Source organism: Pseudoxanthomonas mexicana (assembly GCF_014397415.1).
Lineage (GTDB): Bacteria > Pseudomonadota > Gammaproteobacteria > Xanthomonadales > Xanthomonadaceae > Pseudoxanthomonas_A > Pseudoxanthomonas_A mexicana.
In genome coordinates this window covers 1,450,838-1,467,853 of record NZ_CP060731.1, presented here as the reverse complement: position 1 = coordinate 1,467,853, position 17,016 = coordinate 1,450,838, and the positions used below count along the sequence as shown (strand labels likewise).

Below are 17,016 nucleotides of genomic sequence, written 5' to 3'. Positions count from 1 at the left end.
CCGCATGTCCACATCGCATCCGCTCAACCAGGCCGTGATTGCCCAGGCGCTGTATGACCTTCGCAACGGCCAACTGCGCCGCTGCAAGGCCATGGGCTTCGGCGAGGCCGAGCTGGATGCGCTCAAGCACCCCGCGCTGATCAGCGTGCTGGCCAACGCCAGCGTCTCGTGGTGCTCGGTCACGGTCAACCGCGAAGTGCTGCAGCGCCTGCTCAACCAGGCACAGGACGTGGAGAAGGAAATCGCCACGGTCGATCGCATGCTGCGGCTGGGGGCCAGCACGGAGATGGTCAGCCGCTTCTATGGCCTGACCCATCAGGAAGTCGCCCTGCGGCGGGAGATCCTCGGCCTGCCCAAGCGCAAGGGGCGCCACCCCGTCCTGGACGAGACCCAGGACACCGAACTTTGGCGGCAATGGAAAGCCGTGACCAGCAGCAGGAACGTCGATCTGGAGGATGAGACCTCGATTCTCGATGCGGCCATGGACCTGGCCGAGGGCATGTCACTGCCGCTCTCGGTGGTCTGGGCCGCGATCAGGAACTGGGTCGATCAGGGATTGGACTAGGCCATGGCCGTGGACGACACCGCCCCACGAGCCCCGCGTCAAGGCCCCATCGCACTCGCCGACCTGTTCGACGCTGCGCTGAAGGACCTCACGCCCAATCCAAATCCCCGCGCGCCAGCGCCCATGGCAGTGCCCACGCCTGCGGCGTCCGGCGACGCCTTCCTATTCAGTGGCAATCGGCACGAGAGCGTGCCGCGGCGGCTGTTCGTCGACCGCCGCCTGACACCGCTGGAGCGCAACGCCTGGCAGGTGTTCCGGCTGATGCTCAACGACGACGGCGTCACGACGTTCCCGACCTATGAGCAGTTGCGCCCATGGCTGGCGTCCATGCCCTGCGCGGGACAAGCCTCCCACGAGACCGTCGCGCGGGCGCTGACGCTGCTGCGCCTGACGCGCTGGCTGAGCCTCGTGCGACGACGGCGCGACCCCAAGACCGGCCGCATCCTCGGAAACCTCTACGTCCTGCACGACGAACCCCTGACACTGTTCGAGGCCATGCAGCTCGACGCCGACTACCTGGCCCTGGTCAGCCAGTCGCTGGGGCATTCCGCCAAGGCCGTCCAGGTGGTGGGACTCAACACCCTCCAGGAGATCGCGGACGACCCGATGTTGTCCGGACGCACCTTGCCGTCGCGGCTGCAAGTGCTCGCCGAGCGCCTGGCCGACCAGGGCATCACCGCCACCGCAAGTTATCCACAGGAGGATGCGATCCACGATTCCGAAGAAGGGCCCGCCAGCCTTCTTCGGAATGGCGAACGCCCTTCTTCGGAATCCGAAGCAGGGCCGAAACCCGCGCCAGACGGCGCTCTTCGGAATCCGAAGCAGGACCGTACAGTACGTAGTAGTCGTATTGATGAAGTACGTACTACCGCGCAGGCGCGCGCGCTGGGCGACCTGCAATGGCCCAAGCGTTTCGCGGAACTGAAGGCGGAACAGCAAGCCGGCGCCAGGATGGCGTTGCAGCAAGTGGACGCTGCCCTGCGGCAGGCTGTGCTGGACGAGTGGGCCGCACGGTGCGGCAAGCATGGCATCCGCAACCCCGCCGGGTACCTGTTCGGCATCATCCAGCGCGCCATGCGCGGCGAGTTCAATGCGTGGGCCAAGCAGACCAGCCCGGCAGCGCCAACACCATCGGCGGCGCGAGCGCCACCGCCCGAGCCGCCGCGCAACGTCGTGCCGCCCGCGGTGGCCCGGCAGCACATCGAGCGCCTGCGCGATCTGCTGCGCAAATCCTGAGCGCAGGGCCTGGCAAGGCCATGAAGCAGACCTCCTTGGCGGTCGGCAGAAACGGTCCCCAGGGGACGGCTGTGTGGTGAAACGCCGGACGACGGCGCGACATGCTGCGCAAAACCTGAGTAGAGCGCCTGCAAGACCATGAAGCAGACCTCCATGGCGCTCAACGGAACGGTCCCCTGGGGACGGCTGCGCGGCGAAGGATCGTGTCGAACGGCAGCGCGACGTGCGGTGCAGTACGCATACCGTCAACGACCGAGGCACGGAGCGCCAACGTGAATGCTCCGGCCTCCAAGGGACCGTTGCGCGCTGCGCCGCCAGCGCGCATAGAACCGGGGGCCGGCTCATTTCGGTTTGTTGACTGACTGCCTTCCGCTGCATGCGGATGCTGGCGGCTCCCTGTCCAACTGCGAGCGCTCACCATGGCAACCAGCAACGAACCATTGCAACTCAACCTCGGCTCCCTGCGCAGCGCGATGTCGCTGACGCTGCACACGCATCACGCTTCCCGCATCTGGCACGGCCGCGCCGCCGCCGAAGGGCGACCCGGCATCGTCGGCCTGAACGGCTACATCGCGGTGATGAATAAGATGAAGCGCGGCTCGGAGCAGGACGACCCCTACAGCGACTGGTGGATGCTGCGCATCGAGGACAAGCTCGACCAGACCAGGACCACGCTGCAGACCTTGCGCAAACAAGTGGACCAGGCACTGGCGGGCGTGCCTGCGGCATTGAGCCTGGGCGAGAACCTCAACGTGCAGCCCGTCAAGCTGCCGCTGTTCGTCAATGCGCAGTTGGGCTTTGCCGCCGTCTATCTCCTGGCCGACTACGACGACATCGCGCGCAAGCTGATCCTCGCCCACCACACCGCGCTGATCGACCGCAGCACTTTGGAGCGCTGGCTCAACGAGGGCGCGCACGCGCTGCGCAGCCTGTTCTCGCTGGCCCAGCAGTACCGCTACTCGGGCTGCACCCGCGACGATTTCGCGGCGAAGAATGCCGCAGCGCGGGTCGCGCTGGAGAAGTTCGGCGAGTTGCCGCAGGACGTCCTCGAAGGCACGCGCCGCTCGACGTTTGCGCCACCCATGGTGCGCCGTGGTCTGCAACAGCGCGGTGAGAATCCTGCCGCAGCCGCTACCAGCGTCGATGGTGATGCGGCCGCTGCTGCCGACCCGTCCGAAGGCGCAGCCACTGCCGGCGAGGACGAATCCGCATGAGCGATCTGAACCAGCCGACCCGCTACTTCCGGGGCCTGCAACAGGGAGCCTTCATGCGCCTGGAACACGCGGCCTCTCTAAAAGGCCTTTTAAAGCCTTTTAAAGGTAAAGGGGACTTGGAGGCCTGGGCCAGCCAGTGCTTCGCCATGCGCGACGAGTTGATCGGCCTGGCGCAGCGACAAGTGCTGCAACAGGCCGGTGGGCATCCCTTCCATCTGCTGCCCGTGGAACTGGCCCAGCAGACCACTGGCGCGGGAACGACGTTCCTGCGCTGGCGCAGGAACGACCGCTCGGCCATGGGCGTGGCCCTGTGGCAGGAGCTGATGGCGAGCACCAGCACGCCGGTCAACCTGCTGGCCGACCTGCACGCGATCGAGCTGCAGCGCATCACGCTGAACATGCAGATCAGCCTGTTGCACACCCTGGGTAGGCAGGCCCAGGAGTGCGCCAGCAAGGCCGCCGAGGCGGAAGACGCCTACCTGCGCCGGCTCGCGTCCATACCCCCCGGAGTGCGCGATCGGTGATCGCGTCGGGCACCCCAGCACGCGCCCGACGCCGACATGGCACGGGTATTTCAACCACCAAGGAGATTGCACCATGAGCACGCATTTTTCGGGCGAAGGCAACATCGGCTCGCCCCCCGAGTACCGGGAGTTCCCCAACGGCAACGACGAACCGCGGCGCTTGTTGCGGCTGAACGTGTATTTCGACAACCCCGTTCCCACCAAGGGCGGTGACTTCGAGGACCGCGGCGGCTTCTGGGCGCCGGTGGAAATCTGGCACCGCGACGCCGCACACTGGAAGGACCTTTACCAGAAGGGCATGCGCGTGCTGGTCGTCGGCCGCATGGAGCGCGAACCCTGGACCGACAACGAGGATCAGCCGCGCGAGACCTGGCAGATCAACGCGCGCAGCGTCGGCATCCTGCCGTTCCGCATCGAGTCCGTCGTTCTGAGCCCCAAATCGCAGGAGACCGCACAGGACGCGCAGCCCAAGCCCCAGGCCGCCCAGGAACCGGCAGCGTCGAAGGAGCCCAAGCGCAGGAAGTGATCCGGCGTGGGGGCGGCCGCAGTACGTTGCCGCCCCCCATGTCCTCGCGAGCTATCCCCAGGGGATAGCTCCATCAGCGTCCACCGGCTTCCGCGCGCTCCCGAACATCGCGGCTCCCGGCTCGCACACCGCCGGCCGCACGCCATCCCGCCCAAGCCGTTCCATCGGCGTGAAAGCGGTCGCTGCCGCATGCAGCTTGTTTGCTGCTGCCCCAACAGGCGCTCGGCATCCTCGATCCCAGCAACTCCATGAACAACGGGAAGCGGATGGACGGACATGCGGCTGTTTCTGTGCGAGAAGCCCTCCCAGGGCAAAGACATCGGCCGGATTCTCGGCGCCACGCAGCGCGGTGAAGGCTGCCTCAACGGCTCCGGTGTCACGGTCACCTGGTGCATCGGCCATCTCGTCGAAGCGGCAGCACCCGAGGTCTATGACGCGGCGCTCAAGCGCTGGTCGCTGGAACAGCTGCCCATCATTCCCCAGCAGTGGCGGGTCGAGGTCAAGCCGAAGACCGCCACGCAATTCAAGGTCGTCAAAGCGCTTCTGGCGAAGGCGACCCAGCTTGTCATCGCCACTGACGCCGACCGCGAAGGCGAACTGATCGCACGCGAGATCATCGACCTGTGCGGCTACCGCGGTCCCATCGAACGCCTGTGGCTGTCGGCGCTCAACGATGCGTCCATCCGCACCGCGCTCGCCAAGCTGCGGCCCTCGGCCGAGACGCTGCCGATGTATTACTCGGCGCTGGCGCGCTCGCGCGCCGACTGGCTCGTGGGCATGAACCTCAGCCGGCTGTTCACCGTGCTCGGGCGGCAGGCCGGCTACGATGGCGTGCTGTCGGTCGGGCGTGTACAGACCCCGACGCTCAAACTCGTGGTGGACCGCGACCGAGAGATCGCGGCCTTCGTGTCCGTGCCGTACTGGGCCATCGACGTGTCGCTGTCCGCAGGCGGTCAGACGTTCACCGCGCAGTGGGTGGCACCCGATGCCAGCACCGACGACGCCGGCCGCTGCCTGCGGCAGCCCGTCGCACAGCAGGCCGCACAGCAGGCCGCGCAGCAGATCCGCGCCGCGGGCAGTGCCCAGGTGGTGTCGGTCGAGACCGAGCGCGTGCGCGAAGGCCCGCCGCTGCTGTTCGACCTGGGCACCTTGCAGGAAGTCTGTTCCAAGCAGCTTGGGCTGGACGTGCAGGAAACCTTGGAGATCGCCCAGGCCCTGTACGAGACGCACAAGGCCACGACGTACCCGCGCTCGGATTCGGGCTACCTGCCCGAAAGCATGTTCGCCGAAGTGCCCACGGTCCTGGACAGCCTGCTCAAGACCGATCCCACGCTGGCCCAGATCATGGGCCAGCTCGACCGCACCCAGCGCTCGCGCGCCTGGAACGACGGCAAGGTGACGGCGCACCACGGCATCATCCCGACGCTCGAACCCGCGAATCTCTCCGCCATGAGCGAGAAGGAACGGGCGTTGTACCGGCTGATCCGGGCACATTACCTGGCCCAGTTCCTCCCGCACCACGAGTTCGACCGCACCGTGGCGGATCTCTCCTGCGGCCAGCAGAAGCTGGTGGCTACGGGCAAGCAGGTCGTCGCCCGCGGCTGGCGCCTGGTGCTGGCCGAGTCCGAACGTGAAGGCAGCGCCGATGAGGATGGCGACGCCCCCGTGCGCACCCAGGTGCTGCCATCGCTGCGTGACGGGATGGCATGCCAGGTCGCCGGGGCCGACATCAAGGCCCTCAAGACGATGCCGCCCAAGCCCTATACCCAGGGCGAACTGGTCAAGGCGATGAAGGGCGTTGCGCGTTTCGTGACCGACCCGCGCCTGAAGCAGAAGCTCAAGGACACGACGGGCATCGGCACCGAGGCGACGCGGGCCAACATCATCAGCGGGCTGATCGCCCGCGGCTATATCGTGAAGAAGGGGCGCTCCATCCGCGCATCGGATGCGGCGTTCACGCTGATCGACGCCGTGCCCGCGGCGATTGCCGACCCCGGCACCACCGCCGTCTGGGAACAGGCGCTGGACATGATCGAGGGCGGACAACTCACCCTGGATGTGTTCATCGGCAAGCAGGCCGCCTGGATTTCGCAGTTGATCGCGCAATACGGCAGCACGTCCCTGTCCATCAAGGTTCCCCAAGGACCGGCTTGTCCGCAGTGCGGCGCACCCACGCGCCAGCGAACCGGCAAGAGCGGCCCGTTCTGGTCGTGCAGTCGCTACCCCGACTGCAAAGGCACGCTGCCGGTGGCAACCGGCACGTCCAGGCGTGGTGCCTCGCGTCCACGCCGTACCAGTGGCGGTGGCCGCAAAGGCGCCTGACCGCCCCCGTTCCCCGTGAGCCATGCCCGCCATCGGCGGCGTGGCCCGTGTCCCGCATGCCCTGCGGGACGCCCCAGCGCGCAACGCCTTCTTGCTCCGTGTGCGCGTCCCGTCCGGCCGGCCCCGGCCGCGGGACCTGAAGGTGGCTTCTCCGCGAACCGCACCCCGCGCGTTCTCCTCGTCTGCATTCCTTCCGCCGCTGCGAAGGGTCCCCCGATGGCTTGCCTGTGCGAGCCATCCGGAGACCCTTCGCGGTCAGCGGTATTCGGTGCCGGTGCCCGCCGGCGCAAAAACGGGCTCCCTTTGTGCGCGGATGTGCGCCAGACGATGCCGGCCCCAGCCACGACATGGGCCGGGTGTGATTGCTGGATGAGCAGACGGTTCTAGCGACGACCGGGCCTGCCAATCAGCCCACGGGTGGTTCTTCTTTCCTCCCGAGCCGAAGGCCCCTGGGGCCTTCGGCGCCTTTCTCCTGCCTTTCAACGCCCCGGCCAGGGCGATGGCCCTGCGCCACACGAACGGGAGACCCACATGACCGCCAACATTGCAATCCGCCTCACTACGCACCGCCGATGCACCGAACTGCAAGGCGATCGGCAATTCCATGGCCGTGCTGTGCGTCGCGTGGCTGGGGACGCCGGCTGGTGCAGTACCTGCACAAGACGGGATCGATCGCTTCGGATTGATGCAAGACGCGGCCGGCGGGTCGCGCGATCCTCCCTCCTGCATTGCCGACGCATCGGCAACAGCCAGCAGCCAGGGTGTCCAGACTGCCGTGGGTTCCGCCCACGCCACCCGCCAGTTCGCCCCGGCATCTCTCCGGCGAACGCTGCCCACCGGGCATCGATGCCACCTTCCTCCAACCCACGGGATGTATGCCGCGTCCCGTCAGGGGCGTGTCGTCAACCCGGTCGATATCAGGACTTCCCATGGACACCATCACCCGACAAGACCGCATCACCCTCAAGAACCTCAAGGTCGCGGATTTCGCGAGCGAGGAAACGCTGTGCTTCACCGCCACCGTCATGTTCGACGGCAGGCCCATCGCCGAAGCCCGCAACGACGGACACGGCGGCTCGACGTTCGTGCGCGCGTTGCAAGGCCAGGCCGCGCTGCTGGCCCAGGCCGAGGAATTCGCCAAGAGCCTGCCGCCGGCATCGCTCGACGTCGAACGCGAAGACGACGAGCCGCTTCTCATCGACATGACGCTCGACTTCCTAGTGGACCAATTGGCCGATGCCATGCACGCGGAGCGCAAGCTGCGCACCGCGTTCAACCGCGACATCGGCAACAAGGTGCTGTTCATCAAGGACGGCAGGCTGCTGTTCCTCAAGGGCATCAAGCTCAAGGCCATTGCCGACCGCGCAGCGTATTTCGCAAAGCTGCGCAGCCGACAGGACCAGCCCATCGTCATCCTGGCCGAGCTGCCAGCGGACGAGGCATTCGCCATCTGGAAGCAGCATGTCCTGGGCGACAAGCCCCGCTGATCCAGCCTCACCGCACCGTCATGACCGCCCCGCACTTGCTGCGGGGCTTTTCTTTGTCTCTGCGTACATCAATCGGGGCTGGACCAGATGCCGATTTCCAACTGACGTGGCGCGCCCCCCCCACGAAGCTGCCCGCATGCTCGCTGATTCGTCAGCACATGCCAGCAGCCAGGGTTTCAGGCTGCCGCGGGGTTCTCCCCGCGCAACCCACCAGTCCGCATCGCATCCATTGCGCGGACGCACGTCGCCAAGACGCTGATGCTTTTTTTCAACCGCGTGCGGGAGCTGCCATCCCGTGAGGGACAGGGCCCCGCTTTTCCAAGGAGCCCATCCATGTCCCAGCAAGCCTCTTTCGGCCGATTCGGTCAATTGGCCTTGACCTACTGCGGCAAGTTCCTGCCGCTCGAAGTCCTGCACAGCGCCGCCGGCCACTACATCGGCACGCGCGATACCGAAGGTCCCGTTTCGCGGGAATCTCGTGAGTACTTCCGCAGCCATGCCGCGGCTCAACGTGCCCTCGAAAGAGGCGGCTGGTCCCAGCTCGCCGTTCCCTGATCCAACTGGAGGAATCACGTCATGAACCAGCTACTGCCGCAGGAAGTCGTCGATCAGATCGTTCGGGAAGAACGGCATTTCAGCGCCGCGCCCCAAGCCTTTTTCGAGGCATGGAAGCGTGGTGTCGAGATCGCCGGCCCGCAATGGTTTGGCGATGGCACCCGTGAAGGTCTGAACCAGGCCAAGAGCAAGTGGGATCTGCGCCCCGACATGCTGCGCCTCAACGACGCCCTCGGCGTCCTGAGCAGCGGGGAACGCATGTTCCTGTCCGCGATGGTCAGCTTCTACAACGCGCGCGAGGGCGGTGCCATGCTCAAGCGCTGCCACTTCAACGGGTTGTCGGACTTCGACGGCCTCGATCTGCCTCGTCGCCAGGTGATCGCCGACCTGCTGCTGAACTACAGCGGTTGGTGAGCCGGTCCCCGGCACACCTTCATCACTGCGTTCACGCGACCCCATGAGGGACATGCGCCTCGCCCGAGGCCATGTCCCTCGCGTTTCTCCCCGCCCAGTGCCATCCGGCATCAGGCGGTTCCCCTGCGGATGCCATCGTCCGCAAGGGCTGGCTCCGTTCATTCATCGAAAGGAGCCTTCATGGCCAACAATTACTACGAAGCCACCGGCGTTCTCGTGCTCGACCGTGTGACGCCCGTCATCCAGGCGCTGTTCGGCGCCTTCGCGCTGGACGAGAGCCATCCCGGCAACGGGCAGGCCTACATCGCCCAGATCGCCGAGACCACCAATCCGCAATGGCCGGACGTGCTCGATGGCCTGGAAGACCTGGCCACGCAACTCGGCATTCCGATGCCGGACGACGAAGGGCTTTCGATCCCGCCGCTGCTCGAACTGCTCGCCGTGCACTTCGGTGCCGATGAGGACGAAGAGCTGGGGAACTTGATCGAGCGTCATTCGTTCGAGGACACCGCCGATCTCGACGCATTGTTTCTGATCGCCACCCGATTCGATGACGGCCACCACCTGACCGCCATCCAGTTCGAGGGATGCTGGTATTGCAGCAAGCCGCGGCTGTTCGAGTTCGGCGGCAACGGCTGCTACCTGAGCCGCGAGGTCCGCGTCATCAGTTCCTCCTCGCAGGCCCTCCAGCTCGGCGACCAACTGCGCAAGGCCATTGTGGCCGCCGACATCGAAGAGGCCTCGGCCCTGATTGCGCTGGAGACCATCAATCTGCTGGCGGGCGTCAGCGACGAGCCATTCCGCATGAATTTGCGCCGACGCGTCGCCGAGCGATTGGCCCAAACGCCAACGATCAGCGTCACCTGACGCTGTTTCCTTTCTTTCCACCCACCGGGGTCAATTCCCGGTGGCGGGGATTGGCTCCATCATTATTCTGTTGGAGAAATCCCATGTCCCAGAATCCCAATCCCTTTCTACGCGGCTACTGGAATCTGAAAATCGTCCGCACGCTGTCCATCAGCCACGAGGACGGAAGCCCGCATGTCTGGCGAAACATCCACCAGAGCCAAGAACACCTCTCCGATGAGGAGCTGGTTTCAGCATCCTGCATCGTCACCAGCGATTTCGCCGTAGTCAGCAATGGCCCAGACTCCGTGAGTGCCGAGGTGCTGGCCGAACGCGATGCCGGTGAAGGCGCCTACGGCGTGGTGGGTGCCGTGGTGTACGCGATCCACGGCGACGACTTCGACGGCCGCCCCGTCCACATTGGCGACACTTATTCGGCCGAGGCCGCACGGGAAGTCGTGCAGCGGTTGAGCTTCGAGACCGGCTACTACAGCCGGTGCTGGGAAATCAGCAGCGCGCACATCAGCCACGAAACCGGCCAGTACCTGGCCAACCTGGCTGACCTCGCGACGCCGGAAGCCTTTTTGTTCATTGCGTTCCGGGTTCCCTACAGCCCGGCGATCGGCGTCAAGCTGATTTCCACGCCCTGGACGGGCCAGCACCTGCAGGACGTCGAGGAGATCTCCGCCGAGCAGCTTCGGCAGGAGCACTGCAGCAAGGGCATGCCGGACGACCTGGCACAGATCCTTGCACTGGCCGGCCAGGCCGATGTGCGCATCCTCATTCTCGATGCCGACGCACCCGTGTTGCCGGGCCTGCCGTTGGCCGGCGAATAACTGCCAGACACATCCCCAGCCTACCTTTTCCTCACCGCATGCCGGCCCGTCTCCCGCCAGGGAGCCGGGCCGGTTCACTTTCATAGGAGCGATCCCATGTTCCCCGATCTCATCTCGCCCGTATCGGACTTCGAGCACCAGCTTGGAGCCTGCTTCAATGCCATGAGCCAGGACGATGCCATCGGCCAGATCCTGGTAGTCGAGCGCATGAGCGGCATGCTGCACATGCGCCATATCGCCAGCGCCGACCTGATGGACACCGACGTGGACGACTACGAAATGGTCATCTTCGACGGTGGCAACACAAGCGGGGACACGTGGAAGCACGTGTTCTTTCCGCGTCAGCGCGAGCACTACTTCGTGTACCAAGCCTGACCCCTCCGGCCCCTTTCGAGGGGCTTTTTCTTGTACGCAGCACAGGAATGCGGGCATGTTGCGGTGCCGTTTCCTGCGGGCAGGCCGACCACCCCGGGGCCATGCTTACCCCATGTCCGTCGGCGCTGCCGACACATGCCCAGGCAGTCGAGACCTTCGAGGCTGCAAGCACGGGAAACCGTGCTGGTCGTTTCTTCCTACGGACCTACCGCGTCCATCCACGCCACCCACAAGGGACCTCTCCCTTGCGGGCGGGGAATCCCTTGTTATTTCTCAAGGAGTTTCCCCATGGACCGTTCCCTCATCAAATCCATGATGCCTTCGCTGGTCGCAGGCCATGTGCCCCGTAACGTGCGATCGTTCAAGTACCGCGTGTTCGATGATCAGCCGCTGTCCTCAACGCTGGGCTTTGCCATCGACCCCCAACCCTTCGACGGCAAGGTGGTCGCTGCGACCGACGATGCCATCGTCGTCAAGCTCAAGCCTTCCGAGTTCGCGGTGCTCGATCCCAGCCTGGTGACCACGGTTCCTGCCGAAGGCGCCAAGGTGCATGTCCAACCCTATGCCCGTCGTCGCTTCGACGGACTGCGCGCGGACACGCCGGAGGTCATCACCGAGAAGACTTCGGACGGCACGCCGTACACCATCACGAGGCACATCCTCGGCTCGGCGCCGGCCAAGCTGCCCATTCCCACGCCGCAGTGCATGGAGTTGGGCCAGCTCATCGAGCAGTTGGAAGAGATGCCGGCCCCCGATCGCTTCCGGCGCATCACCCACATGCTGGTGGATGCCGGTGCCCGCGACTTCACCTGGGTCGATCCCACGCCCTCCAAGATCATCGAGACCCCGCCGGCGATCAGCTTCACGGTCTCGACCGCGAAGTTCGAGGGCCGGGTGACGATCCTCTACGACCGCGGCGGAGACACCTACGTGGTGGAACTGCACCGTCAGAACGGTGAATCGGTCGAACTGGTCGATCGGCACGACGAGGTGTATTTCGACATGCTCGGCGAAGTGCTGGAGCGGCTCATCGACGACGGGCGCTGGCGCCAGATCGACGTGAGCATCCTCGACGCGAAGGCGGCCCGTAAGCGCCAAGCCGTCCCGGCATGACGCCCCTCGGCTGACCCGAGGCACCCGCCACGGCGTTCCAGCCATTCCGGCCGCGTGACCTACAGGCCCTTCATCCCATCGGGTGGAGGGCCTTTCTCTTTTTTTAACACAGGAGATTTCATCCATGTCACTGCGATTCAAAGGCGCCGACCTGCGCCCCGTGCTGACCGAAGCCATCGCCAATCAGTGCCGCATCGTCCTGGTCAAGGACCAGGGCGTGTACTTCCTCGCCGAGCGTGGGGAGCGTCGCCCGGATGGACGCCAGCAACTGCTCGCCTACGCCGTCGGCTGCAACCCGGACACCGACCCGTTCGATGACTGGTGGCACCTCGCCGGCCGCGAGCTGGGTGGCGACGATTTTGCGGAGTATTTCGACCCGAAGGACGGCCTGTTCACGCGCCTCCTGCACTCGGCGGACGATCTCGTGCTGTCCGCCACCGCCACGCACCTGTCCTTGGCCGTGGTGCCTCCCGCCTGAAGCGGCAACCGCCGCGCAGCCCTCGCAGCCCCCGCACCGGGGGCTTTCTTTTGTTCGCACCGCGGCCATCGCCGCGCATGCGCGTTCGTCTCCAGCCGCCAAGGCACGCCCCGCGGGCCACAGCGCCGGCATGCCACCGGAGACGACCGCATGAACACATCATCGACCTCGCCGAGGCTGCACCTGCTGCCGGTGTCGCTGCGCACGGCCAACGTCTTCGTGCTGGCACACCATCACCGTCCGGTCCAGGCTGCGAAGTTCGCCCTGGCCGTCACGCTGGTCGACAGCGACCTGATCCGCGGCGTGGCCATCGTCGGCCGGCCGGTCGCGCGGCACCTGGACGATGGCTGGACGCGGGAAGTCACACGGCTGTGCACCGACAGCACACCCAACGCCTGCAGCAAGCTATACGGCGCGGCCTGGCAGGCGGCAAAGTCGCTGGGCTACATCCGCCTGATCACCTACACCTTACCCGACGAAGGCGGCGCCAGCCCGCGCGCCGCCGGCTGGCGGCTGATTGGCGCGCGCGGCGGCGGCGCCTGGAGCCGTCCCAGCCTCCCCCTCGCCGATACCCCGAGCACCTGCGCCGCCCCAAATGCCTGTGGCAGGCGCCGGGCGGCGCGGACAAAGGGAAGCACCCGGATGCCGATTGATTGCTGCCGCGCGCGCGAGGCCCGGCCATGCTGACCCCATGCCTGCTGACGTTGTCAGCGACATGCCAGGCAACCATCGGTCTTCGAGGTTGCGGCGCAGTTCCCACTGCGTGACCGAGCCAGCTCGCACCGCATCCATCCGCGAGCGGCCACCAGCCTCTGGTGGCGGATGCTTTCGCCTTATCAACCCACCGCGGGGTTACGCACCTTCCCCGCATGCGTGGGCCGGTGTGTCTCCGCTTCATCCCAATGGAGATTCACCATGAACACCACGTCCAACGAGAAATCGTATTTCGACCTCCACACCTCGGGCATCGGCTACGTCCAGCGTGTCCGTGAAGTGCCCGTCCGGGGCGGCCGCCGTGCGCAGCCTTTCCTTGCTTGCACCATCGCCGCGCTGGTCGGCCCCGCCCGGGACCCCAGCTACCGCTACTTCGACGTCAAGGTCTCGGGTGCCGAGGCCAAGAAGCTCGTTCAGCGCTACATCGGCGTTGACGATCCCAAGCAGCGCCCGCTGGTGCGATTTCGCCTCGGTGACCTGTGGGGCGATGCGTACATCCGCGACAAGGGTGAGCAGAAGGGTCAGGCCGCCGCGTCCCTCAAGGCGCGACTGCTCAAGGCCGAACTGATCGACCGGGCCGAACTGGCTTCGATCGAGCAGCACGAGCTGATCACCCGCGGCATCGGCTATCTCAATCGTGTGAAGGACGTCACCCCAAAGGCTGGCGACTCGTTCCTCTCTTGCACCGTCGCAGCACTGGCCGGGCCTGTCGATGAACCGGAGTATCGGTACTTCGACACCATCGTCGCCACCCCGGAAGCCGAGCATCTGGTTCGCCGGTGCGTTCAGGCCATCGAGGGTGACCGCAAGGTGCTGATCGCCTTCCGTCTGAACGACATGAAGATCGATCCGTACATCCGCACCAAGGGCGAGCACGCCGGGGAACCGGCCGCAAGCCTGGAATCGACGCTGGTCCACATCGGTCTGATCAAGATCGACGGCACCCAGGTCTATCCGACGAGCCAGGCGCAACCCGAGGCGCCGCCGGCCGAAGACGCATCCGCGTCCGAAGCCGACGACGCCATCGACACGGCCACCGAGCCCGCCGAGCGCGAGCCCGAGGCGCAAGTCGAGGAGCAGGAGCCGGCATTGGCTGCTTCGTTCTGATACGGCATGGCCCCTCACGGGGCCTTGTCGCTTCTCTTCCCGCATCCGCCGCGTCCCCATGACGCGCGCTTGCGCATTTCATCCCCCGAGTTCCGCGTGGTCTCACCGCCGCGCGGTTACCGCATTTCTCAAAGGAGATCAGCCATGTCTCTGGCATCCCGTTTTGCTCCGCAATCCCCGATCCTGCGCTCCGATCGTCCACTCTCGGACGACCGCATTCGTGCCGTCGTTCCGTCGATCTTCGCCGACGCTCCGCATGGGAGCCGGTCCGATCGGTATGCCTACATACCGACCTCGACCGTGCTGACCAAGCTGCGCCAGGAGGGCTTCGAGCCCTTCATGGTGTGCCAGACACGCGTGCGCAACGAAGACCGGCGCGAGTACACGAAGCACCTCATCCGACTTCGCCATGCGAGCCAGATCAACGGCGACGAGGCGAACGAGATCATCCTGCTCAACAGCCACGACGGCACGAGCAGCTATCAGATGCTCGCCGGCATGTTCCGGTTCGTCTGCCACAACGGCCTGGTTTGCGGTGACACCACCGCCGACATCCGCGTTCCCCACAAGGGCGACGTGGCCAGCCAGGTGATCGAAGGTGCCTACGGAGTCCTCGAAGGCTTCGAGCGCGTGCAGAACGCGCGCGATGCGATGCGCACCATCACCCTCGATGAGGGCGAAGCGGAGGTCTTTGCAAACTCCGCGCTCGCACTCAAGTACGACGATCCAGCCAAGTCCACGCCTGTCACGGAGAGCCAACTGCTGGCACCCCGGCGATGGGACGACCGCAAGAACGACTTGTGGGCCGTCTTCAACCGCGTCCAGGAGAACCTCGTCAAAGGGGGCCTGAACGGACGCACGGCCAACGGCCGCAATCAGCGCACCCGTCCGGTGCAAGGCATCGACCAGAACCTGCGCCTGAACCGGGCGTTGTGGCTGCTGGCCGAAGGCATGCGCCAGCTCAAGGCGTGATGCCACGCGGACCTCGCCCACCTCGGGCGAGGCCATTTCCTCTCATCCACCGGGTGCCGTCGGCGGCCCGTCATTCATCATCAGGAGAACCATCATGGCAACCCCATCGGCTTCCGAGAAATCGGTTGCGCCCATCGTCGTCCCCGGCCAGCTCACGCTGCGTACCATCCGCGGCAAGAACGGCCCGTTCACGGTTGGCCGCCTCGCCACGCACCTCGGTACTTTCGAGGTCAAAGACCCGGAGCTGGAGCAGTACCCCGAAGGCAAGTACGACGGGGAATTCATCATCAGGTACATCTTCCCGAAGTCCTATCCGGTCGGCGGCGGCATGCGGTTCGAGATCCGTGCCAGCCTCGACGGCATGACGCTCAACGGCATCGACAAACTCAGCCGCGACGAAGCCCGCAGCTTCGCCACCCAGGACGTCGATCCGCTCGATGAAGAGCAAGGGGCGCAGCCTGCGACAACGCCGGCCAAGCCGACCAAAGCGTCCAGGCCCGCCAAGCCCGCACCCGTGCAGGCGTCCGCGGACCCGATGGTCGATACCACGCCCTTTGGCGTGGATGCGCCGCCACCTGCTGAGGCTGCTGCCCCCGGCAGCACCCAAGACGGTGACCCCGCGCTCTTCGGCCTGCTGTGGCCGCTGGGCGAGTCCGTGAAACTGGATTCGACCATCGACCGCCGCGCTTTGCGTGCACAGATCGCCCGCCTGGGCGAGCTGGGCTACGCGCTGGACTTCAAGACGCAGGAGTGGAGCCGCCAGGCCGAACTGCAACCTGCGTGATCGTAGACGCCGCATGCGCGGTGTTCTTCATCCACCCGCCGGGGTTCCTTCCCCATGCGGGGGAGGCCCTGGCCATCTTCTGGAGGTCTTCATCATGTCCACCATCGCTTGCGATATCCCCCGCTCCGCGCTGGATGAACCCGCGTGGCGGGCTCTCTGCGAGACGGCAGCCGCACAAGCCACCAAGGGTTGCGGACTGTCTCACGACTACTACGTCGAACGCTTCAGTTCGGCGATCGACGCGCAACTCGGTCGATTGCCGGAAGAACAGCACGCACAGGCGCTGAAGATCGCACAGGAATGGGACTACGCAACACCGGCCGAACGGCAGGAAACCCAGGACTGGAATGCGGAGCATGGCTACTGCTCGCATGGGATCGAGTTCGGCTACTGCCCGGCCGGTTGTGATCGCGACGATGACGACTGGGACTGAGGGCAAAGCATAGGTTCCTTCGTCGCACACGCGGCATTCCATCACCCGCTGGGGGTTCTCCCCCACGGGGAGGCTTCCGGCTCCATTCTTCAGGAGGCCTCTCATGGGCTGGTATTTCTCCCCCCAATCGCGGTCTGAATTGATCGCGGAACTGATCGCACCGCAAGTGACCGAGCGCGCCAGCGTCAAGGTCATCGCCCACGCGCTGCGCGGCAACGTCCTCTGGTCCGTCGCGGAAGTGACGGCCAGGGCCGAAGGCGTGCATCGTGATCTCGCACCGGGCCAGTCCCTGCGCTACATCCGTTGCGATCTGCTGGAACGCAGCGGCAACCAGTGGGGCTACAAGCCGCTGGACGAGTCCATGCACCCGTACTACTACTCGTGCCCGTTGAGCTACCTCGACATGGCGCCGGAGCAGTCCGCCGACTGGCGTGCAGGCGTTCGCGCCTACCACGCGCGGCGGCGCACCCCCACGGCATCCACGGCACCCGCCGCGGCGCTGTTGGCCTGAGCCA

The 17,016-nt window shown here is 65.8% G+C and carries 20 protein-coding genes; all 20 read left to right on the top strand.

The annotated features are described in order from the left end of the window. Positions 1-4: 4 nt before the first annotated feature. The 20 genes from IAE60_RS06660 to IAE60_RS06565 all read left to right on the top strand — a co-directional run bounded on the left by IAE60_RS06660 (position 5) and on the right by IAE60_RS06565 (position 17,012). Entirely contained in the window at positions 5-565 is a 561-nt protein-coding gene (locus IAE60_RS06660; RefSeq protein WP_003050401.1) for a DUF2857 domain-containing protein, read from the top strand. A gap of 3 nt (positions 566-568) precedes the next feature. Next, positions 569-1,801: an STY4528 family pathogenicity island replication protein gene (locus IAE60_RS06655; RefSeq protein WP_003050398.1), complete on the top strand. Its 1,233-nt coding sequence runs from the start codon at positions 569-571 to the stop codon at positions 1,799-1,801. A 419-nt stretch (positions 1,802-2,220) separates the two neighbouring features. After that, positions 2,221-3,015 (top strand): PFL_4669 family integrating conjugative element protein, encoded by a 795-nt coding sequence (locus IAE60_RS06650; RefSeq protein WP_003050396.1) that lies wholly within the window; start codon positions 2,221-2,223, stop codon positions 3,013-3,015. Continuing rightward, positions 3,012-3,539 (top strand): DUF3158 family protein, encoded by a 528-nt coding sequence (locus IAE60_RS06645; protein ID WP_003050393.1) that lies wholly within the window; start codon positions 3,012-3,014, stop codon positions 3,537-3,539. Before IAE60_RS06650 ends, IAE60_RS06645 begins: the two co-directional genes overlap by 4 nt. 73 nt (positions 3,540-3,612) lie before the next feature. Beyond that, positions 3,613-4,065 carry a single-stranded DNA-binding protein gene (locus tag IAE60_RS06640; protein WP_003050391.1) on the top strand — a complete coding sequence of 151 codons (453 nt, stop codon included), beginning with the start codon at positions 3,613-3,615 and terminating at the stop codon, positions 4,063-4,065. A 276-nt stretch (positions 4,066-4,341) separates the two neighbouring features. Continuing rightward, positions 4,342-6,387, top strand: coding sequence for a DNA topoisomerase III (locus IAE60_RS06635; RefSeq protein WP_187574287.1), 2,046 nt, complete (start codon positions 4,342-4,344; stop codon positions 6,385-6,387). Positions 6,388-7,316: 929 nt separating this feature from the next. Beyond that, positions 7,317-7,874 carry a hypothetical protein gene (locus tag IAE60_RS06630; RefSeq protein WP_003050381.1) on the top strand — a complete coding sequence of 186 codons (558 nt, stop codon included), beginning with the start codon at positions 7,317-7,319 and terminating at the stop codon, positions 7,872-7,874. 333 nt (positions 7,875-8,207) lie between these two features. Continuing rightward, positions 8,208-8,429, top strand: a complete 222-nt coding sequence (locus IAE60_RS06625; RefSeq protein ID WP_003050378.1) for a hypothetical protein — start codon at positions 8,208-8,210, stop codon at positions 8,427-8,429. A 21-nt stretch (positions 8,430-8,450) separates the two neighbouring features. After that, positions 8,451-8,843, top strand: coding sequence for a hypothetical protein (locus IAE60_RS06620; RefSeq protein WP_003050375.1), 393 nt, complete (start codon positions 8,451-8,453; stop codon positions 8,841-8,843). A 180-nt stretch (positions 8,844-9,023) separates the two neighbouring features. Then, entirely contained in the window at positions 9,024-9,710 is a 687-nt protein-coding gene (locus tag IAE60_RS06615) for a hypothetical protein (RefSeq protein WP_003050366.1), read from the top strand. 83 nt (positions 9,711-9,793) lie between these two features. Beyond that, positions 9,794-10,525 carry a DUF5983 family protein gene (locus IAE60_RS06610; RefSeq protein WP_018715758.1) on the top strand — a complete coding sequence of 244 codons (732 nt, stop codon included), beginning with the start codon at positions 9,794-9,796 and terminating at the stop codon, positions 10,523-10,525. Positions 10,526-10,621: 96 nt separating this feature from the next. Continuing rightward, positions 10,622-10,900 carry a hypothetical protein gene (locus IAE60_RS06605; RefSeq protein ID WP_003050361.1) on the top strand — a complete coding sequence of 93 codons (279 nt, stop codon included), beginning with the start codon at positions 10,622-10,624 and terminating at the stop codon, positions 10,898-10,900. A gap of 288 nt (positions 10,901-11,188) precedes the next feature. After that, complete coding sequence (locus IAE60_RS06600; protein WP_003050359.1) at positions 11,189-12,013, top strand: hypothetical protein; 825 nt, start codon at positions 11,189-11,191, stop codon at positions 12,011-12,013. 124 nt (positions 12,014-12,137) lie between these two features. Further along, the gene (locus IAE60_RS06595) at positions 12,138-12,491 is read left to right on the top strand and encodes a DUF3085 domain-containing protein (RefSeq protein ID WP_003050357.1); all 354 of its coding nucleotides are present in this window, start codon (positions 12,138-12,140) and stop codon (positions 12,489-12,491) included. Positions 12,492-12,641: 150 nt separating this feature from the next. After that, complete coding sequence (locus tag IAE60_RS18745; RefSeq protein ID WP_026320720.1) at positions 12,642-13,178, top strand: XF1762 family protein; 537 nt, start codon at positions 12,642-12,644, stop codon at positions 13,176-13,178. A 228-nt stretch (positions 13,179-13,406) separates the two neighbouring features. After that, a complete protein-coding gene (locus tag IAE60_RS06585; RefSeq protein ID WP_003050351.1) occupies positions 13,407-14,312 on the top strand; it encodes a DUF3577 domain-containing protein in 906 nt (301 codons plus the stop codon). Positions 14,313-14,456: 144 nt separating this feature from the next. Beyond that, the gene (locus IAE60_RS06580) at positions 14,457-15,284 is read left to right on the top strand and encodes a DUF932 domain-containing protein (RefSeq protein WP_003050347.1); all 828 of its coding nucleotides are present in this window, start codon (positions 14,457-14,459) and stop codon (positions 15,282-15,284) included. 94 nt (positions 15,285-15,378) lie between these two features. Next, a complete protein-coding gene (locus IAE60_RS06575) occupies positions 15,379-16,068 on the top strand; it encodes a DUF3275 family protein (RefSeq protein WP_003050344.1) in 690 nt (229 codons plus the stop codon). Between the two features lie 94 nt (positions 16,069-16,162). Further along, a complete protein-coding gene (locus IAE60_RS06570) occupies positions 16,163-16,501 on the top strand; it encodes a hypothetical protein (RefSeq protein ID WP_113639715.1) in 339 nt (112 codons plus the stop codon). Positions 16,502-16,604: 103 nt separating this feature from the next. Further along, the gene (locus IAE60_RS06565) at positions 16,605-17,012 is read left to right on the top strand and encodes a hypothetical protein (protein ID WP_018715756.1); all 408 of its coding nucleotides are present in this window, start codon (positions 16,605-16,607) and stop codon (positions 17,010-17,012) included. Positions 17,013-17,016: the final 4 nt, after the last annotated feature.

Coding starts and splice junctions, on each gene's coding strand:
- IAE60_RS06660 (WP_003050401.1), top strand. CDS start 5: ATGTCCACATCGCATCCGCTCAACCAGGCCGTGATTGCCCAGGCGCTG.
- IAE60_RS06655 (WP_003050398.1), top strand. CDS start 569: ATGGCCGTGGACGACACCGCCCCACGAGCCCCGCGTCAAGGCCCCATC.
- IAE60_RS06650 (WP_003050396.1), top strand. CDS start 2,221: ATGGCAACCAGCAACGAACCATTGCAACTCAACCTCGGCTCCCTGCGC.
- IAE60_RS06645 (WP_003050393.1), top strand. CDS start 3,012: ATGAGCGATCTGAACCAGCCGACCCGCTACTTCCGGGGCCTGCAACAG.
- IAE60_RS06640 (WP_003050391.1), top strand. CDS start 3,613: ATGAGCACGCATTTTTCGGGCGAAGGCAACATCGGCTCGCCCCCCGAG.
- IAE60_RS06635 (WP_187574287.1), top strand. CDS start 4,342: ATGCGGCTGTTTCTGTGCGAGAAGCCCTCCCAGGGCAAAGACATCGGC.
- IAE60_RS06630 (WP_003050381.1), top strand. CDS start 7,317: ATGGACACCATCACCCGACAAGACCGCATCACCCTCAAGAACCTCAAG.
- IAE60_RS06625 (WP_003050378.1), top strand. CDS start 8,208: ATGTCCCAGCAAGCCTCTTTCGGCCGATTCGGTCAATTGGCCTTGACC.
- IAE60_RS06620 (WP_003050375.1), top strand. CDS start 8,451: ATGAACCAGCTACTGCCGCAGGAAGTCGTCGATCAGATCGTTCGGGAA.
- IAE60_RS06615 (WP_003050366.1), top strand. CDS start 9,024: ATGGCCAACAATTACTACGAAGCCACCGGCGTTCTCGTGCTCGACCGT.
- IAE60_RS06610 (WP_018715758.1), top strand. CDS start 9,794: ATGTCCCAGAATCCCAATCCCTTTCTACGCGGCTACTGGAATCTGAAA.
- IAE60_RS06605 (WP_003050361.1), top strand. CDS start 10,622: ATGTTCCCCGATCTCATCTCGCCCGTATCGGACTTCGAGCACCAGCTT.
- IAE60_RS06600 (WP_003050359.1), top strand. CDS start 11,189: ATGGACCGTTCCCTCATCAAATCCATGATGCCTTCGCTGGTCGCAGGC.
- IAE60_RS06595 (WP_003050357.1), top strand. CDS start 12,138: ATGTCACTGCGATTCAAAGGCGCCGACCTGCGCCCCGTGCTGACCGAA.
- IAE60_RS18745 (WP_026320720.1), top strand. CDS start 12,642: ATGAACACATCATCGACCTCGCCGAGGCTGCACCTGCTGCCGGTGTCG.
- IAE60_RS06585 (WP_003050351.1), top strand. CDS start 13,407: ATGAACACCACGTCCAACGAGAAATCGTATTTCGACCTCCACACCTCG.
- IAE60_RS06580 (WP_003050347.1), top strand. CDS start 14,457: ATGTCTCTGGCATCCCGTTTTGCTCCGCAATCCCCGATCCTGCGCTCC.
- IAE60_RS06575 (WP_003050344.1), top strand. CDS start 15,379: ATGGCAACCCCATCGGCTTCCGAGAAATCGGTTGCGCCCATCGTCGTC.
- IAE60_RS06570 (WP_113639715.1), top strand. CDS start 16,163: ATGTCCACCATCGCTTGCGATATCCCCCGCTCCGCGCTGGATGAACCC.
- IAE60_RS06565 (WP_018715756.1), top strand. CDS start 16,605: ATGGGCTGGTATTTCTCCCCCCAATCGCGGTCTGAATTGATCGCGGAA.